At 40.7% G+C, this 25,209-nt stretch carries 21 protein-coding genes; 10 read left to right on the top strand and 11 right to left on the bottom strand.

Annotated elements, in window-relative coordinates:
* Positions 1 to 292 precede the first annotated feature (292 nt).
* Positions 293 to 1,741 carry an aspartate ammonia-lyase gene (gene aspA, locus FTU02_RS02105; RefSeq protein ID WP_180109709.1) on the bottom strand — a complete coding sequence of 483 codons (1,449 nt, stop codon included), beginning with the start codon at positions 1,739 to 1,741 and terminating at the stop codon, positions 293 to 295.
* Between the two features lie 423 nt (positions 1,742 to 2,164).
* Here aspA and putP point away from each other — a divergent pair, with 423 nt between their 5' ends.
* The gene (gene putP, locus FTU02_RS02100; RefSeq protein WP_180155537.1) at positions 2,165 to 3,667 is read left to right on the top strand and encodes a sodium/proline symporter PutP; all 1,503 of its coding nucleotides are present in this window, start codon (positions 2,165 to 2,167) and stop codon (positions 3,665 to 3,667) included.
* Between the two features lie 415 nt (positions 3,668 to 4,082).
* On the opposite strand, the gene FTU02_RS02095 is transcribed toward putP, so the two are convergent.
* Complete coding sequence (locus tag FTU02_RS02095; protein ID WP_180090044.1) at positions 4,083 to 4,580, bottom strand: Lrp/AsnC ligand binding domain-containing protein; 498 nt, start codon at positions 4,578 to 4,580, stop codon at positions 4,083 to 4,085.
* Between the two features lie 133 nt (positions 4,581 to 4,713).
* Between FTU02_RS02095 and putA the strand changes: the two genes are divergently transcribed.
* The 4 genes from putA to FTU02_RS02075 all read left to right on the top strand — a co-directional run bounded on the left by putA (position 4,714) and on the right by FTU02_RS02075 (position 10,746).
* The gene (putA, locus tag FTU02_RS02090; protein ID WP_180155535.1) at positions 4,714 to 8,445 is read left to right on the top strand and encodes a trifunctional transcriptional regulator/proline dehydrogenase/L-glutamate gamma-semialdehyde dehydrogenase; all 3,732 of its coding nucleotides are present in this window, start codon (positions 4,714 to 4,716) and stop codon (positions 8,443 to 8,445) included.
* Positions 8,446 to 8,674: 229 nt separating this feature from the next.
* Positions 8,675 to 9,757 (top strand): tRNA (uridine(54)-C5)-methyltransferase TrmA, encoded by a 1,083-nt coding sequence (gene trmA, locus FTU02_RS02085; protein WP_180155533.1) that lies wholly within the window; start codon positions 8,675 to 8,677, stop codon positions 9,755 to 9,757.
* Positions 9,758 to 10,009: 252 nt separating this feature from the next.
* Entirely contained in the window at positions 10,010 to 10,234 is a 225-nt protein-coding gene (locus FTU02_RS02080; protein ID WP_078193492.1) for a hypothetical protein, read from the top strand.
* A 263-nt stretch (positions 10,235 to 10,497) separates the two neighbouring features.
* On the top strand, positions 10,498 to 10,746 hold the full coding sequence (locus tag FTU02_RS02075; RefSeq protein ID WP_180041590.1) for a hypothetical protein: 249 nt from the start codon (positions 10,498 to 10,500) through the stop codon (positions 10,744 to 10,746).
* A gap of 56 nt (positions 10,747 to 10,802) precedes the next feature.
* On the opposite strand, the gene FTU02_RS02070 is transcribed toward FTU02_RS02075, so the two are convergent.
* A complete protein-coding gene (locus tag FTU02_RS02070) occupies positions 10,803 to 11,579 on the bottom strand; it encodes a phosphodiester glycosidase family protein (RefSeq protein WP_257220784.1) in 777 nt (258 codons plus the stop codon).
* Positions 11,580 to 11,714: 135 nt separating this feature from the next.
* Here FTU02_RS02070 and FTU02_RS02065 point away from each other — a divergent pair, with 135 nt between their 5' ends.
* Positions 11,715 to 12,251, top strand: a complete 537-nt coding sequence (locus tag FTU02_RS02065) for a lecithin retinol acyltransferase family protein (protein WP_111883727.1) — start codon at positions 11,715 to 11,717, stop codon at positions 12,249 to 12,251.
* 139 nt (positions 12,252 to 12,390) lie between these two features.
* Here the strand turns inward: FTU02_RS02065 and FTU02_RS02060 are convergent, their stop codons facing one another.
* Entirely contained in the window at positions 12,391 to 12,849 is a 459-nt protein-coding gene (locus tag FTU02_RS02060) for an SRPBCC domain-containing protein (protein ID WP_372491103.1), read from the bottom strand.
* Positions 12,850 to 12,932: 83 nt separating this feature from the next.
* Complete coding sequence (locus FTU02_RS02055; protein WP_180155531.1) at positions 12,933 to 13,994, bottom strand: aldo/keto reductase; 1,062 nt, start codon at positions 13,992 to 13,994, stop codon at positions 12,933 to 12,935.
* 96 nt (positions 13,995 to 14,090) lie between these two features.
* Between FTU02_RS02055 and FTU02_RS02050 the strand changes: the two genes are divergently transcribed.
* A complete protein-coding gene (locus FTU02_RS02050; RefSeq protein ID WP_180155529.1) occupies positions 14,091 to 15,014 on the top strand; it encodes a LysR family transcriptional regulator in 924 nt (307 codons plus the stop codon).
* Positions 15,015 to 15,023: 9 nt separating this feature from the next.
* On the opposite strand, the gene FTU02_RS02045 is transcribed toward FTU02_RS02050, so the two are convergent.
* Together FTU02_RS02045 and FTU02_RS02040 are read right to left on the bottom strand one after the other, a co-directional pair.
* A complete protein-coding gene (locus tag FTU02_RS02045; protein ID WP_180155527.1) occupies positions 15,024 to 15,935 on the bottom strand; it encodes a bestrophin family protein in 912 nt (303 codons plus the stop codon).
* 135 nt (positions 15,936 to 16,070) lie between these two features.
* Complete coding sequence (locus tag FTU02_RS02040) at positions 16,071 to 17,798, bottom strand: glutamine--tRNA ligase/YqeY domain fusion protein (protein WP_180155525.1); 1,728 nt, start codon at positions 17,796 to 17,798, stop codon at positions 16,071 to 16,073.
* A gap of 168 nt (positions 17,799 to 17,966) precedes the next feature.
* Between FTU02_RS02040 and FTU02_RS02035 the strand changes: the two genes are divergently transcribed.
* Complete coding sequence (locus FTU02_RS02035; RefSeq protein WP_078193500.1) at positions 17,967 to 18,476, top strand: peptidylprolyl isomerase; 510 nt, start codon at positions 17,967 to 17,969, stop codon at positions 18,474 to 18,476.
* A 138-nt stretch (positions 18,477 to 18,614) separates the two neighbouring features.
* Positions 18,615 to 19,334: a UDP-2,3-diacylglucosamine diphosphatase gene (locus FTU02_RS02030; RefSeq protein ID WP_180155522.1), complete on the top strand. Its 720-nt coding sequence runs from the start codon at positions 18,615 to 18,617 to the stop codon at positions 19,332 to 19,334.
* 235 nt (positions 19,335 to 19,569) lie between these two features.
* Here FTU02_RS02030 and FTU02_RS02025 read toward each other — a convergent pair whose 3' ends face one another.
* Complete coding sequence (locus FTU02_RS02025; RefSeq protein ID WP_180155520.1) at positions 19,570 to 20,829, bottom strand: acyl-CoA dehydrogenase family protein; 1,260 nt, start codon at positions 20,827 to 20,829, stop codon at positions 19,570 to 19,572.
* 12 nt (positions 20,830 to 20,841) lie between these two features.
* Positions 20,842 to 22,047, bottom strand: a complete 1,206-nt coding sequence (locus FTU02_RS02020; RefSeq protein ID WP_180155893.1) for an SfnB family sulfur acquisition oxidoreductase — start codon at positions 22,045 to 22,047, stop codon at positions 20,842 to 20,844.
* A 346-nt stretch (positions 22,048 to 22,393) separates the two neighbouring features.
* Between FTU02_RS02020 and FTU02_RS02015 the strand changes: the two genes are divergently transcribed.
* Positions 22,394 to 23,803, top strand: coding sequence for an LLM class flavin-dependent oxidoreductase (locus tag FTU02_RS02015; RefSeq protein ID WP_180155518.1), 1,410 nt, complete (start codon positions 22,394 to 22,396; stop codon positions 23,801 to 23,803).
* A gap of 51 nt (positions 23,804 to 23,854) precedes the next feature.
* On the opposite strand, the gene FTU02_RS02010 is transcribed toward FTU02_RS02015, so the two are convergent.
* Both FTU02_RS02010 and hpaI read right to left on the bottom strand, forming a co-directional pair.
* Positions 23,855 to 24,073 (bottom strand): transposase, encoded by a 219-nt coding sequence (locus tag FTU02_RS02010; RefSeq protein ID WP_111883736.1) that lies wholly within the window; start codon positions 24,071 to 24,073, stop codon positions 23,855 to 23,857.
* 327 nt (positions 24,074 to 24,400) lie between these two features.
* On the bottom strand, positions 24,401 to 25,195 hold the full coding sequence (gene hpaI / locus FTU02_RS02005; RefSeq protein ID WP_180155516.1) for a 4-hydroxy-2-oxoheptanedioate aldolase: 795 nt from the start codon (positions 25,193 to 25,195) through the stop codon (positions 24,401 to 24,403).
* Between the last annotated feature and the right edge of the window lie 14 nt (positions 25,196 to 25,209).

The following is a 25,209-nucleotide window of genomic DNA, read 5'->3' as shown; positions in this document are numbered from 1 at the left end:
TTACATCCTTTTTTGGGCAAGTTAAAGTATTTCTGACTTTATCTATGCGCTAAATTTTTCATCCAAACCTTCATGACTATATATAGAACTATAATTACTATCCTAAGCAAATATAGCGTTTTCTTTTCAACCCAATACTTTCTTTTAGAAATTAAGTTCCTATTAGAGACTTAATACATCACTGCTCAGATTAGTTCTCTAGCTTTACCACTGATTTCTTCAAATAAAAAACGAAGGATTAACCTTCGTCATTTACTCATCATGGGGCTATTTAAAAGTCTTAAATAAGCATTTAACTCACTTGAGCGAGTGGCATACTAAATGGTGTCACTTCAGAAACTAAATTTTCAATCGAGAAAATTTCATCCAATTGACTTACAGTTAACAGCTCTTGCTCTAAAACCACTTGGCGAATGGTTTTATTTTCGGCAATACATTGCTTACCGATTTCATCACATTTTGCATGACCTAAATATGGATCGAGTAAGGTCACGATTCCTACACTACGCATCACAGCATCAAAACATGCTTGCTCATTTGCCTGAATTCCTTGGATACATTTGCTGTCTAATGTTTTCACCGCATTCACCAAAAGCTCAATTGACTCATTCATGGACAATGCAATCACCGGCTCCATGACATTTAATTGTAATTGCCCTGCTTCTGCGGCTAAAGTTATGGTTAAATCATTTCCCATCACTCGAAATGCAATTTGGTTGACCACTTCAGGGATCACAGGATTGACCTTTGCAGGCATAATGGACGAACCTGCTTGTAACTCAGGTAAACGAATTTCCGCTAAACCTGTTCGTGGCCCCGAACTTAAAAGACGTAAGTCATTACAGATTTTAGAAAGTTTGACAGCTAAACGTTTTAAGCAACTTGATAATAAAATAAATACGCCACAATCGCTGGTTGCTTCGACATAGTCTTCTGCACCTTGCAATTTTAGACCGGTCAAATGAGCTAGATTTTCAACGGCCTTCGCTGCATAACCCGCAGGAGAATTCACGCCAGTGCCAATTGCCGTCGCACCTAAATTAATTTCCAATAGAAGCTGTCGATTTTGCTCAATCAACTTCAAATCTTCTTTTAATAATGTTGCAAATGCTCGGAACTCTTGCCCCAAAGTCATCGGAACAGCATCTTGTAACTGTGTACGCCCCATTTTGATGACATGTTTAAACTCATCGGCTTTAATATGTAAGCTTCCAATTAGCTGATTTAAAACCACAAATAAAGCATCAAAAGCGCTAAATGTTGCTAGACGCAGCGCTGTTGGATAGACATCATTGGTGGATTGTGACTTATTAACATGGTCGTTGGGATGAATCCGTTGATAACTGCCTTTCGCATCTCCGAGCGACTCAAGGGCAATATTGGCAATGACTTCATTGGCATTCATGTTAATAGAAGTGCCTGCTCCACCTTGATAAATATCAATTGGAAATGAATCTGCCCATTGTTCTGGATGATCAATCAATGCATCACATGCCTGCTGAATCGCTTGGCGAATATCATCTTGTATTAAGTTAAATTGATAATTGGTTTCTGCTGACGCTTTTTTTACCTGAGCAATAGCGCGTACAAAGTTTAAATTTTGTCCGACATGCTGCTTTGATATTTGAAAGTTTTCGATGGCACGCAATGTATGTATACCGTAATAACATGACTGCGGGACTGCTTTATCCCCCAATAAATCATGCTCTATTCTCGTTTTTTCCATTTGAACCGTTGTCACTGCGCATTCCCTCTAATTACGCACCAAGACTGTGCATACCTCATATTCGACCTGTTCAAATCATCTCACTACAGATGATGTGATGCACATTTGCAACCAAATATTTCAAATGCACATTTCTTGTTCAATATGTAACATTGTGTAATTTTTACCTATTTTCATTAGTTCTCTTTTTGTGATGAAAAGTCTTTAGTAGATTTACATTTCAAAATTTAAATTCCCTTCTGGACAACATTTTAGCAGCACAATAAAAAATTCGATTTGTAATAAGAAAAAATATCATTTACGCAAAACATACATAAAATATGCTTAAAGGTTACAGAGTGTAATTTTTAAATCGTGCTTGAATCTGCGACTTACGACAGAAGTACAAATTTTCATCTAGGACAGAGATGATTTGCTTTCATTAAGGACGAACCGCCTATGAGCCATTTAAACCCGACATTAGTCACCTTTATTTTTTATATTCTTGCAATGCTTGCCATTGGTTTGTATGCCTACAAAGCTACGCATAACTTTGACGAATACATTTTAGGTGGACGAAGTTTAGGAAGTGTTGTGACTGCACTTTCAGCAGGTGCATCCGACATGAGTGGTTGGCTACTCATGGGTCTCCCTGGTGCAATTTATCTATCTGGTCTTTCCGAAGCTTGGATTGCAATCGGCTTAATTATAGGTGCTTGGTTGAACTGGCTGATCGTTGCTGGTCGCTTGCGTGTTCATACCGAATATCAAAATAATGCCCTGACCCTGCCCGATTATTTCACGAGCCGTTTTGCAGACCGTAAAAAGATTTTACGTATCATTTCAGCTGTAGTGATTTTAGTGTTCTTTGCGATTTACTGTGCTTCTGGCATGGTGGCTGGCGCACGACTTTTCGAAAGTTTATTCGGTTGGAACTACACAACAGCACTGTGGATTGGTGCAATTGCAACCATCAGCTATGTCTGTATTGGTGGATTCTTAGCGATCAGTTGGACCGATACTTTCCAAGCGGGTCTGATGATCTTTGCACTGCTGATCACACCGATCATCGCCTACCTTGCTTTAGGTGATAACAGTCAAAATCTTGCTGCTGTTTTGGAAACAGCTCGCCCACAAGCTTCTAATTTATTTGAAGGTTTAAGTACAGTTGCGATTTTATCCAGCATGGCATGGGGCTTAGGCTATTTTGGTCAGCCGCATATTTTGGTTCGCTTTATGGCAGCCGATTCTGTTAAATCCATTCCGAATGCACGACGCATTGGTATGACATGGATGATCCTGTGTCTAGGCGGTGCTGTAGCAGTGGGTTATATCGGTATTGCTTACTTCCAAGTCCACCCAGAACTGGCAAGTGTCGTTAATGCCAACCCTGAAACGGTATTTATGGAGTTGACTAAAATTCTATTCAATCCGTGGATTGCTGGGATTATTTTGGCCGCAATTTTAGCTGCGGTGATGAGCACACTTAGCTGTCAGTTATTGGTATGTTCAACCACCTTGACGGAAGATTTGTACAAAGGATTTATTCGTAAAAATGCATCGCAAAAAGAATTGGTTTGGATTGGACGTGCGATGGTCTTGGCAATTGCCGTATTTGCAATCACCTTTGCAATGAACCCTGCAAGTAAAGTTTTAGGCTTAGTGGCTTATGCATGGGCAGGTTTCGGTGCTGCATTTGGCCCGCTGATTATTCTTTCATTGCTGTGGAAACGTATGACGCTTAACGGAGCAATCATTGGCATGATCGTGGGTGCTGTGACTGTCATCGTGTGGAAAAACTACTTAGGCCACCTTGGTTTATACGAAATCATTCCGGGCTTTATTTTCTCTGCGATCAGTATCGTTGTGGTGAGCTTATTGAGCAAAGCACCTGAAGCTGAAGTTGTTGAACGCTTTGAAAAAGCCGAAGCGCAATATCAAAAAGAAATGTCTGAAATCTAAAATTTTTCACACTAAAAAGGGGCTAAATGCCCCTTTTTAGTACTCACATTTTCTATTACATAATTTATGTTACACAGTAACATCAGATGCGCAATTTGATTCAAATAAGAAAACGATACGCGATAAAGTCATCCACAAGTGTTTGAGACAGGACTAATTTTCATCAAAAATGTTTTTGCGACATTTTTAATAATTTGACGGAAGTTAACGAGTTTTGTTGGTGAGGTGCATTGCACCACAAGATGGTTTCCTTGCGAAGCACGCTTCTCATTTTGCCAAATGAGAAACAACGTTTCGTAAAAGTGCCTCCAGCCGAAGGCTAAACCCTTTATCCAAACCCAAGATGTAAGACTCCGTCGAATAGACTTAAAAATCGTTTTAAAATGCGAAATTACGTTTACACTCATAAGAGCAGTTACTTAATTGATCGAGCCGCAGGTTTCAGCTTAATTTGCATACTTTCTTTGATCACTTCCATCACAGGATAACTACGCGTTTCCTTGATACCAGGTAGCTGCCAAAGCACCTGCCCTGAAATTTTTCTAAATTCTTCCATATTTGCACAGCGTATTTTCACTACAAAATCAAAACCACCGCTGATCATATGACATTCTACGATTTCTGGAATTTGACGCACTGCATCCGAAAAATCTTCCAATACATTGGGCGTGGTTTTATCTAGTAAAATCTCTACAAAAACCACAAATCCATTGTTGAGTAAGACCGGATTTAAACGTGCTTCATAGCCTAAAATAAAGCCCTCTTTCGATAATTTTTGCACACGTGCCAACGCCGCAGTCGGTGATAAATTCACCATTTCCGCAAGCTTAATATTGGACAATTTTCCGTCTTCTTGCAGCAACTCTAAAATACGAATATCTATACGGTCTAAGCTCAAATATGGGCTAGTCATCTGAATTTTTCTCTAAATATTATTAAAACTATAGTGAGTTATTCGCTAAATATTCTGTGATGATAAATTAAATAAAGGATCAAGCTCAAGATTTATTTGCTCGTCATAGAACTTTGACACGGAAAATTGAAACATGAATGGAAAAGTATTTGAAGTCACGGGAAGCGATGACTACATCACTGAATTTAAAGACAAGAATAGCTTTGAACAATCGATTAATACAGCATGGCGTCGTGCTGAAACTGAGTGCATTGAAAACTTATTAGCACACAGTGAAATCCCTTCTCCGATCAGCGATCAAATTCAACAATTGGCTTTTGACTTAGCCCATTCATTACGTGAACGTAAAAGCGGTACAGGTAAAGCAGGCATTGTACAAGGCTTGCTACAAGAGTTTTCATTGTCTTCTCAGGAAGGCATCGCGCTCATGTGTTTAGCTGAAGCGCTACTCCGTATTCCAGACAAAGCAACACGTGATTTACTGATCAAAGATAAAATCAACCAAGGTAACTGGAAAGATCATGTTGGCCAAAGTAGCCTCATGTTCGTTAATGCTGCTGCTTGGGGATTAATGCTGACGGGCAAACTGATGGAAACCCCTCAACAAAAAAATCTGTCTAGCCTACTGACCGGTATTTTAGCACGCAGTGGACGTGGCATTATCCGCAAAGCTGTCGACGTGGCTATGCGTATGATGGGCGAACAGTTTGTCACAGGCGAAACCATCAATGAAGCGCTTAAACATGCAGAAGCATTAGAAGACAAAGGCTTCCGTTATTCATATGACATGTTGGGTGAAGCAGCATTAACTGAACCTGATGCAGAACGTTATTATCAAGACTATACCGATGCGATCCACGCGATTGGTCAAGCTTCTGAAGGTAAGGATGTTTATAACGGAGCAGGCATTTCGATCAAATTATCTGCCCTACACCCGCGCTATCAACGTTCACAGATCGACCGTGTGCATAACGAACTTTATGGCAAAGTGCTTGAACTTGCAGTATTAGCCAAGCATTACAATATTGGTCTAAACATTGATGCTGAAGAAACTGACCGCCTAGAAATTTCTTTGGAACTACTTGAGCGCCTGTGTTTTGAGCCTAAATTAGCAGACTGGAAAGGTATTGGATTTGTGATTCAAGCCTACCAAAAGCGCTGTTTCTATGTGGTCGACCATATTATTGACCTCGCTAAGCGTAGCCAAAAACGTTTAATGATCCGCTTAGTGAAAGGTGCATACTGGGACAGCGAAATTAAGAAAGCGCAAATTGAAGGTATGAGTGACTATCCTGTATTTACGCGCAAAGTTCATACCGACCTGTCTTATATTACATGTGCTAAAAAACTTTTAGCAGCACCTGAGCAAATTTATCCTCAGTTTGCAACACACAATGCGCAAACCGTTGCTACGATCTACCAATTAGCACAGCCAGAGCTTTACTATCCAGGCCAGTATGAATTTCAGTGCCTTCACGGCATGGGTGAACCCCTCTATGAACAAGTGGTGGGTTCGAAGTCTGATAACAAACTGGGTGTGCCTTGTCGTATTTATGCACCAGTGGGTAACCATGAAACCTTATTGGCCTATTTGGTTCGACGTTTACTGGAAAATGGTGCGAATACCTCTTTCGTCAACCGTATTGCAGATAAAAATTTAAAAATTGAAGATTTAATTGAAAATCCAAGACAGACGATATTAGCGACGGCTGAAAAAGAAGGTATCACTGGAGCTAAGCATCCTTCTATCCCATTTCCGCAAGATTTATATGGCACAGAACGTCGCAACTCAAAAGGACTCGATTTAGCCAATGATCGCGACTTATCTCAGCTCAATACCACGGCAGTACAGCGTGCACATACCCAGTGGCATGCTAGTGCAATGGGCGCTAATTTAGAAGAAATTCATACTGCAAGTATCAACATTACAAACCCTGCAAACCGTAGTGATGTGGTCGGCACTGTCAGCGAAGCCAGTTTAGAACAAGCGGAAATCGCTCTCAATAATGCGGTCAATGCCCAAGCTTCATGGAAAACTTTAGCCAAAGACCAGCGTGCAGCATGCTTAAACCGTGCGGCGGCTTTGATGGAAGCACAATTGCAATCTCTGATGGTGTTATTGTCACGTGAAAGCGGTAAAACCTACGCCAATGCTATTGCTGAAGTCCGTGAAGCTGTAGATTTTCTACGTTATTATGCGGCTCAAATGATTGATCTAGCTGAAAATACGCAAATTGAACCCCTTGGTACTGTGCTGTGCATTAGCCCGTGGAACTTCCCGCTTGCTATTTTCACAGGTCAAATTGCTGCAGCCTTGGTTGCAGGTAATACCGTGATTGCCAAGCCTGCTGAACAAACGCCACTGATTGCTGCTCAAGCTGTACATATTTTATGGGAAGCAGGTGTTCCCTTCGATGTATTGCAACTCCTTCCTGGCCGTGGCGAAACCATTGGTGCCAAACTCAGCGCGGACTCACGTGTCCAAGGCATCATGTTTACTGGCTCAACGGAAGTCGCACGTATCTTGCAAAAAACCGTGGCACAGCGCTTAAACCAATTTGGCGAAAGCGTGGTATTGATTGCTGAAACTGGCGGTCAAAATGCCATGATTGTTGACTCATCTGCATTGACAGAACAAGTGGTATTGGATGTCGTTAACTCTGCCTATGACAGTGCAGGTCAACGCTGTTCTGCCCTACGTATTCTCTGTGTACAAGAAGATAATGTGGACGTTGTCCGTACCATGTTACAAGGTGCGATGAAGCAACTTCGTGTCGGAAATCCTGCACTTTTAGCAACTGACATTGGCCCAGTGATCGACCTTGAAGCACAGCAAAATATTGAAAAACATATTGAGAAGATGCGTAGCAAAGGCTATCCAGTACATCAAATCATGTTTAATGCTGATAGCAATGCCTTAAGCACGGGAACTTTCGTTGCACCAACTTTGATTGAACTGCCAAATTTAAATGATTTAGAACGCGAAGTTTTTGGGCCAGTATTGCATTTAATTACCTACAAATATGGTGAGATTGAAAACCTATTAACACAAATTAATGCCAAAGGTTATGGTTTAACCATGGGCTTGCATACACGTATTGATGACACGATTCAAAAAGTCATCGGTCATGCAGAAGTCGGCAACCTGTACATTAACCGTAATATTGTAGGTGCTGTGGTCGGTGTACAACCTTTTGGTGGCGAAGGCTTATCAGGTACAGGTCCAAAAGCTGGCGGTCCTTTATATCTTTACCGTTTAATGCATCAAGTTTCTGAGAAAAAATTAGCTTCACCGTATGCAGCTCAGGCAGAAACGCAAGCTGCACACTTCCCTGCATATGAGGCTTTTAACACTTGGGCGAAACAGCATTTTTCAGGCATTGCTATTCAAGCACCGCAGGCCATAGCCGCTGGACAAAGTTTTGAGCTACAAGGCCCAACCGGTGAAAACAACCAATATGCCATTTTGGCACGTAAGGGTGTGCTTTCTTTGGCAAATAATGATGCAGATCAACTGCATCAAATTGCTGCGATTTTATCGGTGGGTAGTCAGCCTGTGGTACTTGCAGACAATACTTTTATGTTGAAGCACTTAAATAGCATGCCAAAAATCCTCGTGGACCAATTTAAAGTGATCACGGATCTTTATCATGGCAATTTTGATGCGGTTTTACACCATGGTGAACAAACTGAGTTATTAAAGATTCAACAGGTTATCGCTTCTCGTGAAGGTGCAATTATTGGCATTACGCATTTAGCTTCAGGCCAATATGACACCCCTGTAGAACGTTTCGTGATTGAGCGGGCAATCAGTGTCAATACTGCGGCAGCCGGTGGTAATGCCAGCTTAATGACGATGAATTAAACATTCGAATGAACTCCAACAAATCAGTTCCTCACTTAGCTCAATCTTTATGAATGTTCCATAAAGATTGAGCGTTTTTTTAACTACCCCTAGATAAATATTCTGTTTAGCGCATTCAGACTCATTTTCTCGACAGATAAATACAGCCAAAAGTGGAATTAATTTAGTCTTATAAGGTGAATTTTGCTAACATGACTTTTTTTAATATGTTTGCGATTTTTTACTGCATATGACTTCAACTTATCAGCAACAACTTGATGCCAAAGTTGCCCGCATTACGGCTCAATTTTCAGAATATAACCCTCCCTCTTTAGAAGTTTTTCCTTCTGCTGAACAAAACTTTCGTATGCGAGCGGAATTCCGAATTTGGCATACTGAAAATGATATGTTCTATGCAATGTTTGAACGCAATGCAGACAATGAAAAACAAGTTGTCGAAATTAAAGATTTTCCGATTGCAGATAAAAGCATTAATGATTTAATGCCAATATTATTAAATGAACTTAAGGCGCAAGAGATCTTATCGAGCCGTTTATTTGAGGTTCATTTCTTAGCGACGCTGAAAGGTGAAATGCTGGTTTCATTGGTTTACCGCTGCCCGCTCAATGCTGAATGGGAAGTTGCTGCCAAAGCCCTATCTGAAAAGCTCAACATCAAGATTTATGGTCGTAGCCGTGGTCAGCGCGTGATTTTAACTGATGACTATGTGGTTGAAGAACTCCAAGTGTTTGATCGTAAATATCAGTACAAGCAAATCGAAAGTAGCTTCACACAGCCAAATGCCGGTGTATGTCAAAAAATGCTGGAATGGGCATGTCAGGCTGCCGATCACTCAGACCAAGACTTACTTGAGCTCTACTGTGGTAATGGTAATTTCACGCTGCCTCTTTCTACACGCTTTAATCGCGTTTTGGCAACAGAATTAGCCAAGTCTTCAGTCTATGCAGCGCAGTGGAATATTGAGCAAAATGGTATTGAAAATATCCAAGTGGCTCGTCTATCTGCTGAAGAGTTCACCCAAGCCTACAATGCTGAACGTACATTCCGCCGCCTTGAAGAAGCTGAAATTGAAATTTCAAGCTATAACTTCGATACGGTATTTGTCGATCCACCGCGTGCAGGTATCGATGATGAAACATTAAAACTGTTACAACGTTTTGAACGCATTATCTATATTTCATGCAACCCAGATACTTTGCATGACAATCTCAAACTGCTTTCACAAACGCATAAAATCAGCAAATTTGCCTTGTTTGATCAGTTCCCTTACACACACCATGTAGAGTCTGGCGTGTTTCTTGAGAAGATTTAAACAAATTATTTCAAGTCATGTTGCTGTCATAAAAGGAGCTTTCTAAAAGCTCCTTTTTTATATGCTAAAAAAGCTTTATTTTCTCGCCACATGCAGTGCAACTGATGCCTTTCTATATCAATTAGGCAAAGATTCTAAAAGTCCAATCGAAAAAATGATCATTCAACTGGCTAAAATATCACTTTAGTAGTCTTGCTTTATTTATTGAATTGGTTATATTTCGTCCTATGTTAGGTCGCAAATGAAGGCTCTATGAGTTTTTGGCATAAGTTGTTCGCTACAGAACAGCAAAACGGGCATAAGAATCAAATTGCCTGTGTTGAAAATGATTGCTCTTGTAAAACCAATGAACAGCTTATTGCTGCTCTTACAAAGGCAACGGATGAAGATGTTATCCTCGGTATCAAAAAAGTACTCGCTTCGCGCGGTTATAGCCGTAAGGAATTAAATGAAATCCAGCATCTACCTCTACAGTAGAGTCTGAACATTCAATGTTCAAACAAGGCATTCTGTTTTACAGAGTGCCTTTTTCATTTTTTAGTCTAATCAAAAGTATGCCGCTTATTTACAGATCAGGTTTTGTGGATTGGCCACATCGCTATTTACAGCTTTTATGCTATGCTCCAAGGCAACTCAGTGATGTCTAATTTTTAAACACACGACAATAAAACCTAATATTGCATCAAATATGATGCCGAAGACCTCTAAACAGCATTGATATAAAAACTAAAGGAATGAACATGAATAAATTAACAATTTGCCTAATCGCCTGCTGCATACTTAGTCTAAGTGCTTGTAGCCAAATTCCCAAAGAATGCGAAGAATCTTGGGATAAACTCGAAGCCTTATCGAAACAAATGGGCTTAAACGAAGAGCAAATCAAAGAACAGAAAAAACAGTTTGAAGAAAGTATCAAGCAACAATCTAAAGAACAAGCCATTCAAATGTGCCAAACCCAAAGTACCTTTTTAGGTTTAGTCGGCAAATAAACAGTAGTTGCTATCAATCTAAAGACTGTATACATGAAGCCCGACCATTCGGGCTTTTATTGTTTGCATTGAAATGCTGTTGTATACGCTACAATTGGCCCTAAAGCTTTCAAACTTGAATCATGTCTATTCAATGCTTGAATATCTGCACTAGACACAGATCCATCTAAATACAAGGCATTGTTAATCGATAATTGCTGCTTAAAATATTGTGCAAATGCATAAAACGACACGCCTTCACGACTGATCACAAAATACAACTTGCCGTTTTTAATCCCCACACCATTGCGGATTTTCAATGAATCTGACTGTGGGATAAAGTTTGAATTGATTTTTCCATCTACCACTAGCATCGGGCCTGACTGCGTCGCATAACGTGCATTAAAATTTGTGGAAGCATATTTTTGTGTAGTTAATATCACCGCTTGCTTGTCATTCCATGCTAGAACACCATTCGGCTGAATTAAGAAATTGCCAAAGCCTCGTGTTGCACGATTCAAGGCTTTTTTCTGCAGCCCATTTTCAACGTAAAGACCAACAGGCGCTAAATCTGCATGATACATCCCTGCATTCATTGCGAAGTTCATCGTATTACATTTACGCGCTAATGCCTGCTTTAAACGCTGTAAGTCTCGATATGGCTGCTGCTCTGCATTATATAAATAGAGCTTCAGTTGACTCAGATCCGAAATTTCAACCACATCCACGGCAATGGGCTGACTGACACGTTTCGCTTGAATATTGGCATAGGAAATAGTCGGTGAGAAAATCAGACCGAGCAGCATCATAAAGCGCATTTTTTTAAACATTGAGGTTGATTGAACACCAAGCATGACCCTATCCATAGCGTGAGTTAAAAATCGAACAAATTTTAGCTAAATCATCGCTAAAATAGTCGATTAATTCACAGATTAAAAGTAGACTAATCCTTAAAAATAATTCGGATTTAAAGTAGGACTAGTAAATTCATGCACGTGCAGAAAGATGGTTTTCCTCTTGGAACACATCTTATTGTTAAACACTTCGGTTATAGCCATCATGGCATATATGCCGGCCGCGGTAGAGTCATTCACTACTCTGGTTTTGCACACCTTTTCAAAAAACATCCGATTGAAATGACCTCTATCGAAAATTTCAGCCACGGCAAAAAAATTATCGTTCAGTCATATAGCAATCCAAAATTTAAAGGTCGTAAAGTGGTGCGTCGTATGCGCTCTCGCATGCATGAAAACAACTATCATCTGATTATTAATAACTGTGAACACTTATGCACATGGGCTATTACCGGCGTTGAAAGTAGTCCTCAAGTGTTCCGTATGATGAACCGACTCACCACGATTGGCTATGTCAGTTCTCTGATGAGTTTTATGAGCAGTATGATGCTGACCGTGACCACCACTTGCTTTGCACTGGTGTTCTATATCAAAAAGAAACTGCGCGAAAAAGCAAAAATGCAAATGCCGGTTTATACCTATTTAAAGCGTGAAGAACATAAAAATCGTTAATTCACTGCAGCAGCATTGAACCGTGGCTTTATCAAATTTCAATACATCAGCACATTGCTTAGAAATACTGCGCTAATACACAAGCTTTTCCTTACGGCGTATCAGATGTCATGCTTAATTTTGGTCACTCTTCACATTGCTAAAAGTTCGCATTGCTAAAAGGTGGAAATTTATCTTCAACCAAATTGCTTTGCAGGCCATGTTCTAAATAAATTTTGGCTGCATCCAAAACCGTTGTAAAACCACCTGTACTATCGATAATAAAATCAATTAATGCCTGACCTTGCAGAGGAATCTTTGAATTTTTGATACGAACGTAGGTTTCCATCGGGCTAATCTGCTCAAAAATAAAATCGACTTGAGTTTTTGGTTCTCCCCACTGTATTTGAATTAATTTGTTTTCCTTAATACTCAGCACGTCTACATCGGCGACTGCATTATATTTCTGCCAAGTCCATTGCACGGTTTTACCTTCTTCTAGATAGCCACTCGATGCACTAAACCAAAAATGCTGTGTTATTAAAGGATCAACAAAAGCATTAAATACGATATTGATGGACTTACGAATTAACATCTGGGTTTCAATCACGACACTCATCAGCATTCCTACAGTATTTTAATTTTATTCAGTGATAGCACAGAGAACTGATCATTGCCTACCACTGAATTGTTATTGCCCTATTATGCTGTATGTTCTGTAATAAATGCTGATGTCACTAGCTTGGGATTCTTCTCTGTAAATTGCCCATTCCAATAGGGATAGTATGGATAAGGTGGATACACTGCACTGACTGCGTCTAATCGGGCTAACTGCTCTACGCTTAACGACCAATCTTTCGCCGCAAGGTTATCCAACAGTTGCTGTTCATTACGTGCGCCTATCAAAATACTAGACACAGTCGGTCTGGTTTTCAGCCAATTCAATGCAATCTGCGGGATAGAGTGCTTTGTTTCCATGGCAATTTCTTGCATTACATCTAACACTGCAAATAACTTTTCGTGTTGAACTGGTGGTGCGAATTGTGCTGTCTCATGTAGTCGACTTTGCTTTGGAATCGCATGCTCACGATCAAATTTTCCTGTTAATCTCCCCCAGCCCAGCGGACTCCAAACCACTGCACCAATCTGTTGATCATGCTGCGCAGGCATCAACTCCCATTCATAGTCACGTCCAATCAAAGAATAATAGACTTGATGCACACTTAGCTTTTCATAGCCATGCTGTTGAGCAATCGACTGTGCTTTCATAAGCTGCCAGCCTGAAAAATTCGATGCACCGATATAGCGAACTTTTCCACTACGTACCAATTCATCTAAACTGCGCATCAGCTGCTCAAGTGGCGGCGTGCTATCAAACTGATGCAGCTGCAGCACATCGATATAATCTGTGCCTAACCGCTTTAAACTCGCCTCCACGGCTTGAATTAAATAGCTTCTAGAATATCCACCTTGATTGATTCCATCATTCAATCGGATACCCACTTTGCTGGAAATAATCACCTCTTGGCGTTTTGATTGAAGTAATGCACCGAGCATCTGCTCAGAGGCACCATTTGAATAAGCATCTGCGGTATCGAAATAATTCACGCCTTGATCAATACACAGATCAATCATACGTTGGGCATCATTTAAACTCGATTGCCCCCATGCAGAGAAAATAGGGCCTTGCCCGCCAAATGTACCTGCACCAAAGCCGAACTCTGAAACTTGTAAGCCAGATTGCCCTAGGTTGTGATAGTTCATGGTGAATTCCTGTGTTTAATTTATACACAGAATAGGCACAGATATTTATCAGAAAAACCCTGAATATCGAGAAAGACTTTCTTGATTATATTGATAATGCTAACTGAAGATTTCGACTTATTTACACGAATGGCGGCACTGGGTTCAATCAGTCAAGCCGCTAAAGAAGCCAATCTCTCTGTTTCTGTCGCTAGTAGCTGTCTACACAGACTTGAACATAGTTTAGGGCTGCGCTTATTTCATCGCACTACACGGCAGCTACATTTAACACAGGAAGGTGCTGTTTTATTGCAGCAAGGTTTTCCCTTATTCGAACAATTTAATTCTCTCCTGAGCCAATTTCAACCTGAAACACAACAACTCAGCGGCGTATTAAAAATCACATGTTCAGAAGTTTTTGGAAATCGTATTTTAGGGCCAGTATTTGCAGCCTTTGCCAATCTACACCCAACATTGACTTTGGATATTGAACAGACCGATCAAAATTTAGATTTGGTCTCCGCAGGTATCGACGTTGCGATACGTATTGGACAGTTAGAAGACTCATCACTGATTGCTAAACCGCTCAGCTTAAACCGTCGTATTTTGTGTGCCTCGCCTAGCTATATCGAACAACATGGCGAACCTCACTCCCTAGAAGAGCTCTCTATACACCAATGCATTTTACAGAAATACCCTAAGGGTGTTTCGCAGCTTTGGACATTCGTCCAAGATCAACACAACATAAATATACCTGTTTCAGGACAAGTTCATATCAACTCAGGTGAAGGCGTACGCCAAGCAGCACTTGCAGGTTTAGGCATCTCAAACCACTCCATCTGGCATGTGGATGAAGATTTACAATCTGGCCAGCTCATCCAAGTTCTACCCAAGATCCCTGTTCAAAGTACTGCAATCTATGTGGTAATTCCGCATCGACATTTTGTTCCGCCTAAAGTACAGGCTTTTATGCGACACTTGGACGATTATTTTCAGCATCAATATGCTTGGTACGTATCGCCGAATTTATCTGAAAATTAGGCCAAGAATTTATCTTAAATTACTGTTAAAAGTCTTAATCAGCGGCGGAAGTTCAACTTCTAAGCTGCTATACATTTCACGCTCAATGTTTCGTACAATCGAGTCCAGCGGCAAATCATTTTCCTGCAAGCCAAAAGGCTCTTCCAGTTCTGCACTTAACGCATCCAAACCTAAAAATAAATACGCAATCAAAGCCACAATAACAGGTGTCCAAATCCCTAAACTGGCCTCTAGGCTAAACGGCAAAATCAGACAAAATGAATACACCGCGCGATGTAAAAGCACGGAATATGAAAATGGCAATGGCGTGGTCATAATACGGTCACAGCCTGCATGGATATCACCCATCGCTACGGTATGACGTGTAAGCGTGCTGTAGATAATGTCTGTAATCTGACCTTGCTTATAGGCTTTGACTAAATCTTTTTGAATAATTTCAAGTAAATACTGTGGTGAATTGATATTGTCTCGGCATTGCTGCCATTGCTGATCCGTCAAAGCTACGCCGTCTTTAAAATGTGCAATATCTTGTGATTCATAGCGTAAGCGATCACGTAACAAATTGCAAAACAGCATGATGCGGTACATCAACACGGTTCTTTGCTCATCTTCTAGGACATGGCTATCACGAATCATGTGGCGTGTATTGGCAATCAATGAGCCCCAAAGCTTGCGCCCTTCCCACCAACGGTCATAACAGGCAGTATTTCGAAAGCTCAAAAAAATCGACAGAATCACCCCAAAGATGGTAAATCCGATGGCTGGAACTTCAGGCGTATTCAGGTAGTGTGCAGCGCTTAGATACACCAAAATCGCCGACAAACTCACGACGACAGCCAACGCAGGCATGACTTTTGGGAGTATCGTGCCATGCCATGCAAATAAAAGTTTAAAGCTATTATTTTTATTTCGAATGATCACTTATTTCCCCTCTGTACTGCCTTAATGAACCATCTCAAGCATGAAAAAAGCCCAACCGAAGTTGAGCTTAATCTTAACCTACTTGATCTTAACCTATTGGGGATTCAAAGATGAATCCCTTTAAAAACTAAGATTTTATTTACCCGGTTTAAAACTGTCTTTCAAATCTAAGATGCGGTTAAACACTGGTTTTTCAGCTGTATGATCAAACTGATCTGCAACAAAGTAACCTTCACGTTCAAATTGGAAACGATCTTCAGGTTTTGCTTCTGCCAATGCAGGCTCAATGACCGCTTGAACCACTTTAAGTGATTCTGGATTTAAGTTTGCAAGGAAGTCATCACCCACTTCAGGGTCTGATTCAGTGAATAAACGGTCGTAGATACGAACTTCCGCAGCAATACCCTTGCTTGCAGAAACCCAATGTACAACACCTTTCACTTTACGGCCTTCAGGGTTTTTACCTAAAGTTTCAGGGTCGATTGAACATTTCAATTCAACCACTTCACCGTTCTCGTCTTTAATCACTTCATCACACTTAATCACATACGCATGACGTAAACGCACTTCACCGCCCGGAATCAGACGTTTAAAGCCTTTAGGCGCAACTTCTTCAAAGTCTTTACGATCAATGTAAATGTCTTGAGTCAACGGAATGATACGGTCACCCATGTCTACATTTGGATGACGTGCATGAACCAAATCCATTGCTTCAGGCAAGTTAGTTAAAGTCACTTTGAGTGGATTCAACACTGCCATACCACGCGAAGCAGTATTTTCTAAAGACTGACGGATGCAATATTCGAGCATTGCAACATCAACAATACTACCATCGACTTTCGTTACGCCAACACGTTTACAGAAGTCACGCAGACCTTCAGGTGTAAAACCACGACGGCGCATACCCACAACGGTCGGCATACGTGGGTCATCCCAACCATTCACAAAACCACCTTCAACCAATTTACGTAATTTACGTTTAGAGGTAATGGTGTAATCTACATTTAGGCGGCTTGATTCATACTGATGTGGTACAGATGGTGATTTAACTTTCTCGACAACCCAGTCATAGAATGGACGGTGATCAACAAATTCTAGTGTACACAGTGAATGCGTAACCCCTTCAATGGCATCTGATAATGGATGCGCATAATCGTACATTGGGTACATTTTCCATTTATCACCAGTTTGGTGATGTTCAGAATGCAAAATACGATACAAAATAGGATCACGCATATGAATGTTAGGTGAAGTCATGTCAATTTTGGCACGTAGTACTGCCTGACCTTCTCCCAACTCACCATTACGCATTTGTTCAAAACGCGCTAAGTTTTCTTCTACGCTAGCATCACGTTGCGGCGAGTTTTTACCCGGCTCAACAAAATTACCACGGTTCAGTTTGATTTCTTCAGGGGTTTGCAAATCCACATAAGCATCACCTTGTTCAATCAATTGCACTGCCCAAGCGTAAAGCTGATCAAAATAGCTAGATGCATAACGTGGCTCGCCGTTCCACTCAAAACCTAGCCATTTCACGTCATTGGCAATACCGTCTACATACTCTTGTTCTTCAGCATCTGGATTTGTATCGTCGAAACGGAGGTTACATAGACCTGCGAATTCTTGAGCAATACCAAAGTTCAAACAAATGGCTTTTACATGACCAATATGTAGGTAGCCATTTGGCTCTGGTGGAAAACGTGTTACAACTTGTTCGGTACGACCTGCAGATAAATCATCTGTAATGACTTGACGTACAAAATCTAAGCCTGGCTGTTGTTCCTGCTGCGCAGCTTCGACAGGGGCATTGTTCTTGGTTGTCGGATTGTTTGGCAGGGATGAAACAACATCGTTTGGCTTCATGGTAATAAAATCACTTCTATAAAGATAAAATTAGGATAATTAAAACACTTTTCTTTATTTTTAACAAAGAAAGTAACGTTTTTACTTGCCTTGTAGTTTACAGTTTGCTTATGCTTCTCACAACCAAAAAACCCATGGCTTTCATGTCCATGTACAGGAGATTACACAATGAGTTTTCCTCAAGTCGAATTAAACACCAATAAAGGTCGTATTGTTCTTGAGCTTAACACTGAAAAAGCACCTAAAACTGCTGAAAACTTCTTACAGTATGTTCGCGATGGTTTCTATGACGGCGTGATTTTCCACCGTGTTATTGATGGTTTCATGATCCAAGGCGGCGGCATGGATGAAAACTTCAAAGAAAAAACAACTCGTGATTCTATTGAAAACGAAGCTGACAACGGTTTAAGCAATGATGTTGGTACGATCGCTATGGCACGTACTCAAGCACCTCATTCTGCTTCAGCTCAATTCTTCATTAACGTGAAAAACAACTCCTTCCTTAACCACACTGGTAAAACAGCGCAAGGTTGGGGCTATGCAGTATTTGGTAAAGTAGTTGAAGGTCTTGACGTTGTTGACGCAATCAAAAGCGTTCGCACTGGTAACCGTGGCTACCACGCAGACGTTCCTCTAGAGAACGTTGTAATTGAATCAGCTAAAATCATTTCTGAGTAATTTTTAAATTCTCCCTGAGTAGCATTGCTGCGCAAGTCCCTTTAATAACGGAGGGAGTTTCAATATGAAATAAATGTCGGAACTCCTCCCTTTTCTAAAGGGAGGCTGGGAGGGATTTTTAGAATAAGGAAAAGATTCGTGACCTATCTGTTTATCGCTGATTTACATTTGTCACCTGAACACCCTCGACTCGTTCGGGGGTTTTTAGCTTTGTTAGAACAATACAAAACTCAAAATACCCAGCTGTATATTTTAGGTGATTGGTTTAATGCTTGGATTGGTGATGACTTTACTGCCCCATGGTTAGACGAAATCATTGCAGCGCTTAAAGATTTTACTGCTTTGGGAAATCAAATTTATTTCCAAGTGGGTAATCGTGACTTTGCATTGGGTCAAAAGTTTTTAAATAAATTTCACGGTCAATTATTACAAGACGTTGATTATCTCCACGTTGGCAACTATAAAATTCGCCTCGAACATGGGGATTTACTTTGCACAGATGATATGTCTTACCAAAAGTTTCGTAAAGTGATTCGTAATCCTTTGCTTTTAGGTTTCTTAAAAAGCTTACCGCTTAGCATTCGACAAAAAATCGCCAATGGCTTCCGCAAAAAAAGTACAGAAACCAAACAAGTTAAATCTTATGAAATCATGGATGTAAATGCCGAAGCTGTAGAAAAAGCTTTAGAGCATGCCGATCTACTGATTCATGGACATACCCACCGGCCCCAAATACATGATGTGCATGGAAAACTACGTATCGTTTTAGGGGACTGGCGCGCAGAACAAGCTCAAATATTAGAGGTTGGTGAAAACCCATCTGTGAGTGATTTAAAATTAAAAAAATGGTCTTACTAACCCTTAGGCTTTAGTTAAACCTGCCGTCATATTTGGTTAAAACAATACATCCAGATATCAAGACATAGCCTTTTACCAGACTATCTCAACAGATTATCAATTGAACTGCATCCTACATATAGCAGATTAACGTCATTTAAAATCTTAAAAAAACAAAGTTTAAACTTAAAAATAATTTCACAAGGAATTCACTATGGACTTACTTTCATCCACAGTGAACATCTTCAGATATTAATTAAGCAGCAATGACAGGTTGCTTAACTGCTGGACTATTACCAATTTGCCATACATATGGTAGCGGCGTTTGATTAACCTCCCAATCACCAATGACTTTCTGTTTATAAATAAGTGGATTATGCGATGACACTACACGAGCATTACGCCAAAAGCGGTCTAACTGTTTAGTTGTCGAGCTTGCTGAAGCGCCCAAGGCGTTAAACAACTCACTACTCAAATTTAGTACCAACTCTGATATGACCACTTGCCCTTTAGAGGATTCAAGCTCCGCACGGTCATTCGCTTGCTGATCCAACTGGGTATCAGACTGAAAATGACTTAAATATGCGACATCCAAAGCTTCTGCTGCACGAAGTGTAATTGCTTCAGCTGCATAAGACTGTGCCGACGCCTTACCAATCACTTGTAAAATTTGTGCATCATCTCGAACTAAATCAGCATTACCATGGCTGTAAATACGTGTGCGTTCACGGACTTCATTACTGAAAACGTCCACAGCATTTTGTGCTATACCTGCCAGCGTTGCCAAATGCACGACCTGATAGAACGCCGTTTGATATTTAAAGCGCTGATCGAACGGCAAAATATGATCACGATCAATGCTGACATCTTGAATATTCAGTGTGCCGCTGCCTGTGGTTTTTTGGCCAAAGCCATCCCAGTCATCGTATACTTGTATGCCAGCGTCATGTGTTGAAACTGCGGCTATAACATGTTGATTCGTTGTTTCATCTAAAGCGAATAGATCGATCCAATCTGCAAAGATTGTTCCGGTAGAATAGTATTTTTGACCATTGACCCTTAGCTGACCTTGCGCATTTTCAGTAACTCGGGTAACAACATCTCCAATTTCAACTTTTCCGATTTCTGTCCAAGCATTACCGACCAAATCGCCTTGCAGAAAGCGTTTAAACCAAACTGTCTGATCTTGTGTTTTTTGCGCATTTAAACGGTCTTCTACAAAAGCAAAATGACCTCTTAATGCCTGTACAACATTAGAATCGGCCTTAGCCAATTCAATTAACAGCTGAAACAACTGTTTTTGTGAAACCCCGTCACCGCCAAAAGCCACGGGTACACGGACCGCACCAAATCCAGCTTGTTTTAACCATGAAATTGCATCATACGGCAGTTTCCTATTTTGTTCCCGCGCCAAAGCGCCTTCTGCAATTCTCTGAAAAATCGGACGGAACTTAGCGGCCACTTGATCATAGTCAGCACCTAAAGATAAGGGCTGTTTATTATTTTGAATCGTCATAATCTTCTCCTCTTAACTCCAAGCATGGCGCGGCGGTGGTACATCATTTAAATAGTAGTTGCCTACAATATTCAGCTTCCAACGTACGGGATCGTGCAAAGTATGCGTGCGCGCATTACGCCAATGACGGTCTAAATTCAGCTCAGACAATGTTGATCGTGTGCCTGAGAGTTCAAATAGTTTATTCGCCGCAAGTAACGCAATTTCAGTCGTCAGGACCTTAGATTCTGCTGTTAGTAGTGTTGCCTCTGACACTGTTTCTTCTGTTGGGTTCTCTACGGCTCGGTCTATCGCTTCACCCGCCAAAGCCAACACTGCCTCTGCAGCTCGGAGTTTAATTTTCAACTCGCCGATGTTGGCAATCGTATACGGATCTTGCACCGCCTTTTCTAAGCCTGAATCAATCCAAGGACGTGCATGCTGGCGTATATATTGAATCGTTTCATTAATCGCACCGCGCGCAATACCAGCATCGACAGCAGATTGAATGAATTGAGAAATAGCGCCCGCAGCCGTTGGACGTTCAAAAGCTTGATGAATGGGTACAATGTGATTTAAATCCACTTTGACATTGTCCAACAGTACAGAACCGCTGACTGTCGTTCTTTGTCCAAAACCACTCCAGTCGTTAATAATGGTTAAACCCGGCGTATGCTGGGGTACTAAGGCTGCATAAGGTTTTCCATCATTCACTGCAACCACAGGTATCCAATGTGCAAGCAAAGCGCCTGTTGCAAAGAATTTTTGACCATTAATGAGCGCATGATCATCTTTAAACTCAATGGCTGTTGTTAAATCTGCAACTGTTTTGGAACCTTTTTCTGAAAATGCATTGCCAAAGCGTTTTCCTTGTAAGACTTGATCAAAGAAAAACTCTTGCTGTGATGGATTTGCATCCAAACGAATATGCTCGACAAAGGCCCAATGGTTTTGAGCAATTTGTCCTAGGGATGAGTCTGCACTAGAAATAATTTTGACCACTTCTGCAAGGGTTTTATAACTCACTCCTGCACCACCAAATTGACGCGGTACAGTAATGCCCCACAAGCCTGATGCTGAATATTGCTGTACTTCCTGTAAAGGTAAGCGGCGTTCATGATCGCGTTTAGCTGCTTCTTTTGTAAATTCCACTGCTAATTGTTCAGCAACCTCGATAGCTTCTTGATCGGAGCGAATAATATGGGCTAAACCCTCGTATTGATAGAAATCGCGCGGAATGTTTTGCGCCTCTTTTTAATTTAATTTCAATTTTTGAAGTCATTTTAAAATGCTCAGTTTGGTTGTTATAAAACCAAGCTAGCACTTTTTATTTTGATTATTTATAGAATTATCATCAAAACAAATCAGTTTTCATGACATGGAATTTACATTTTTAATTGTCAAACAAAATCTTTATAAGCCGTACCAAACAAAAAAAATATCTGCTTATCCATATGAATATATGAACTATTCAAAAATTATGATTAGCATTTATTCAGATTTGTTTTTGACTTTTTATTAATAAATGCAGCTGTATTTTTATATACCCTCTTATGCAAGAGATTAAATAACCCAGTAAAAAATCATGTCTAAAAATATTCGCTTCAATGCCTTTGAAATGAACTGTATTGCACATCAGTCACCCGGTCTGTGGCGTCATCCATTAGACCGTTCTACAGAATACAAAGACCTAGAATATTGGACCGACTTAGCAAAAATTTTAGAACGCGGAAAATTTGATGGCGTATTTATAGCAGATGTTTTGGGTATTTATGATGTCTACCACGGTTCTGCTGAACATGCGCTGACTGGCGCTATCCAAGTACCTGTGAATGATCCTTTGCAAATTGTTCCTGCAATGGCAGCTGTCACCAAACATTTAGGCTTTGGTGTCACGACTTCAATTTCATTTGAGCACCCCTATCCTTTCGCAAGGCGTATGAGTACTTTAGATCACCTGACGAAAGGCCGTGCCGGATGGAATATTGTGACTTCATATCTAGAAAGCGGCTCTAAAAATTTAGGCCTAAAAACCCAAGTCAGTCATGACAACCGCTATGACATTGCAGATGAATACTTAGAAGTCCTCTATAAACTTTGGGAAGGCTCTTGGGAAGATGATGCCGTGCTGCGCGATAAACAAAATGGTATCTTTGCTGATCACCGTAAAGTGCATCCAATTCAACATGAAGGAAAATACTTTACTGTTCCTGGCATTCATATTTGCGAACCTTCACCCCAGCGTACACCGGTTTTATATCAAGCTGGCGCATCCGCACGCGGACAGCAGTTTGCCAGTCAAAATGCAGAATGTGTTTTCATCTCGGCACCGACTCAAATTGCAGTAAAAAAACTGGCCAATGGTATTCGGCATAATTTAGTAAAAGAAGGCAAAGATCCCCATTCTGTCCTGATCTATACCATGCTGGCCATAGTGGTTGATGAGACCGATGAAAAAGCCCAAGCTAAGTTCCGTGAATATCAGCAATATGGCAGCTATGACGGCGGCTTGACCCTGGCTTCTGGCTGGTCAGGTGTCGACTTTTCTCAGTTTAAACCAACAGATCAAGTGGAATACATTCAAACCGATGCCATTCAATCTATGCTGCAATCTTATGTAGAGGCAGATCCTGATAAAATTTGGACGATTGAGGAAATTGCAAAATGGACCAGTGTCGGCGGTAACGGACCTGTTATTGTCGGCTCTCCAGCAACCGTGGCAGACCGTTTACAGGAGTGGATTGAGTACACTGGTATCGATGGCTTTAACTTAGCCTACATATTGGCGCATAAGAGTTTTGAAGATATTGTGGAATACGTGGTACCAGAATTACAACGTCGTGGTGTATATCAAACAGAATATGCTGACGGAACCTTGCGTGAAAAACTCTTCGGCCAAGGCGCGAAATTGCCCGACAACCACCGTGCGGCGCAATACCGATATAAAAATCACGCTCAAGTTGCGAACAAGCATCAACACCTTGAAATGGCTTAAGCCACTTTTTTTAGGCAAAAAAAACAGCAGATGATCTGCTGTTTTTTGCTTTCAGGCTAAGCGATATAGCTGGTTTGGGCCAGTATAGAAGCTTTTACCATCTAGATTCAGGTTAAATGTCTCACCTGTTTCTAATTCAATCATTTGCCCAACATCAACCCAAATTAAACCAGCATTGGTATTTTGTTGACGTTTCAAAGGCACCAATTTCACATTAATTTCATCGCCATTTACAGCTTTGGCAGTTTGCCAAGTATTTAAAATATTCAAAAGATTTACTCAACATGTGAGCTTTTTGTGACAGAACAAAGAGATTAATCAATCGGGTTTGGAATAATAATTCTGTAGTTACAAAGATAAGATTCAAGTCAGAAGCTTGAATACAGATAAATCACAATCAGCTAAATAAAAAAGATAAGCAGGAACATTACCCGCTTCGAGTTAAGCAGAAGTATACAATATTGTGCTTTGATTAGCAAAAGTAGAGTTTACATATACTCTAAGCCACTACTTTTGCTAAAATTATTGAATTAAAATTTTAACCATCGAGTAAATTAATTACCCATACAGTGAATAATATAACGAAGGCTGTATCGCTTAGTAACCACCTTCTGTTTTCGTTACTGGGGTATCATTTTTGTATTTCGATAAAAGTTCACGTAACGAATTCATGAGCACACTGGTATCGACACCCACGGCAACAAATTCTGTGCCTAACTCGATATATTTCTGAGTCACATCATGTTGTGTCGACAAAATACCTGCAGCTTTACCCGCCTTACGTATGCGCTGAATCGCATCAATCACGGTTTTTTGTACTTCAGGATGATTCGGATTCCCTTGATAACCCATCGTCGCCGACAAATCTACTGCACCAATAAACACCCCATCGATGCCATCAATTTTCAATATTTCATCCAAGTTTTTAATCCCTTCAACCGACTCAATCTGAATCAGTAAACAGATATTTTCATGTGCATTTGCATAATAGTCAGGAATACTGTTCCAACGTGTTGCACGTGCTAATGCTGCACCAACGCCTCTAATACCGTTGGGTGGATAACGTACTGCCTTAACCATAAGTTGAGCTTGTTCAACAGTTTCGACCATAGGGATGAGCAAGGTTTGCGCACCTATATCCAACAATTGTTTGATTAATTGCACACTACCAATTGGAGGTCGAACCACAGCTTGCGAAGGATATGCAGCAATACTTTGCAATTGCGACAATGTCGTCCGCAAGTCACTTGGTGCATGCTCGCCATCAATGAGCAACCAGTCATAACCTGCATTTGCAGCTATTTCAGTACCATAAGCATCGGCTAAACCGACCCACAAACCAATCTGCTGTTCGGTTTTTAATTTTTTCTTGAAATGATTGGTGTAATCCATCGCTGCTGTCTCAT

It is taken from the genome of Acinetobacter sp. YH12045 (assembly GCF_013419925.1).
Taxonomy (GTDB): Bacteria; Pseudomonadota; Gammaproteobacteria; order Pseudomonadales; family Moraxellaceae; genus Acinetobacter; species Acinetobacter amyesii.
The sequence above is the reverse complement of the archived record's forward strand: the minus strand, read 5'-3'. Positions and strand labels throughout refer to the sequence as shown.

What these genes read in the sequence shown, in the direction of transcription:
- putP (WP_180155537.1), top strand. Translation starts at nt 2,165, where the DNA reads ATGAGCCATTTAAACCCGACATTAGTCACCTTTATTTTTTATATTCTT.
- trmA (WP_180155533.1), top strand. Translation starts at nt 8,675, where the DNA reads ATGACTTCAACTTATCAGCAACAACTTGATGCCAAAGTTGCCCGCATT.
- FTU02_RS02040 (WP_180155525.1), bottom strand. Translation starts at nt 17,798, where the DNA reads ATGAAGCCAAACGATGTTGTTTCATCCCTGCCAAACAATCCGACAACC.
- FTU02_RS02025 (WP_180155520.1), bottom strand. Translation starts at nt 20,829, where the DNA reads ATGACGATTCAAAATAATAAACAGCCCTTATCTTTAGGTGCTGACTAT.
- FTU02_RS02070 (WP_257220784.1), bottom strand. Translation starts at nt 11,579, where the DNA reads ATGCTTGGTGTTCAATCAACCTCAATGTTTAAAAAAATGCGCTTTATG.
- FTU02_RS02050 (WP_180155529.1), top strand. Translation starts at nt 14,091, where the DNA reads ATGCTAACTGAAGATTTCGACTTATTTACACGAATGGCGGCACTGGGT.
- FTU02_RS02055 (WP_180155531.1), bottom strand. Translation starts at nt 13,994, where the DNA reads ATGAACTATCACAACCTAGGGCAATCTGGCTTACAAGTTTCAGAGTTC.
- FTU02_RS02015 (WP_180155518.1), top strand. Translation starts at nt 22,394, where the DNA reads ATGTCTAAAAATATTCGCTTCAATGCCTTTGAAATGAACTGTATTGCA.
- hpaI (WP_180155516.1), bottom strand. Translation starts at nt 25,195, where the DNA reads ATGGATTACACCAATCATTTCAAGAAAAAATTAAAAACCGAACAGCAG.
- FTU02_RS02095 (WP_180090044.1), bottom strand. Translation starts at nt 4,580, where the DNA reads ATGACTAGCCCATATTTGAGCTTAGACCGTATAGATATTCGTATTTTA.
- FTU02_RS02035 (WP_078193500.1), top strand. Translation starts at nt 17,967, where the DNA reads ATGAGTTTTCCTCAAGTCGAATTAAACACCAATAAAGGTCGTATTGTT.
- FTU02_RS02065 (WP_111883727.1), top strand. Translation starts at nt 11,715, where the DNA reads ATGCACGTGCAGAAAGATGGTTTTCCTCTTGGAACACATCTTATTGTT.
- FTU02_RS02075 (WP_180041590.1), top strand. Translation starts at nt 10,498, where the DNA reads ATGAATAAATTAACAATTTGCCTAATCGCCTGCTGCATACTTAGTCTA.
- FTU02_RS02080 (WP_078193492.1), top strand. Translation starts at nt 10,010, where the DNA reads ATGAGTTTTTGGCATAAGTTGTTCGCTACAGAACAGCAAAACGGGCAT.
- FTU02_RS02060 (WP_372491103.1), bottom strand. Translation starts at nt 12,849, where the DNA reads ATGAGTGTCGTGATTGAAACCCAGATGTTAATTCGTAAGTCCATCAAT.
- putA (WP_180155535.1), top strand. Translation starts at nt 4,714, where the DNA reads ATGAATGGAAAAGTATTTGAAGTCACGGGAAGCGATGACTACATCACT.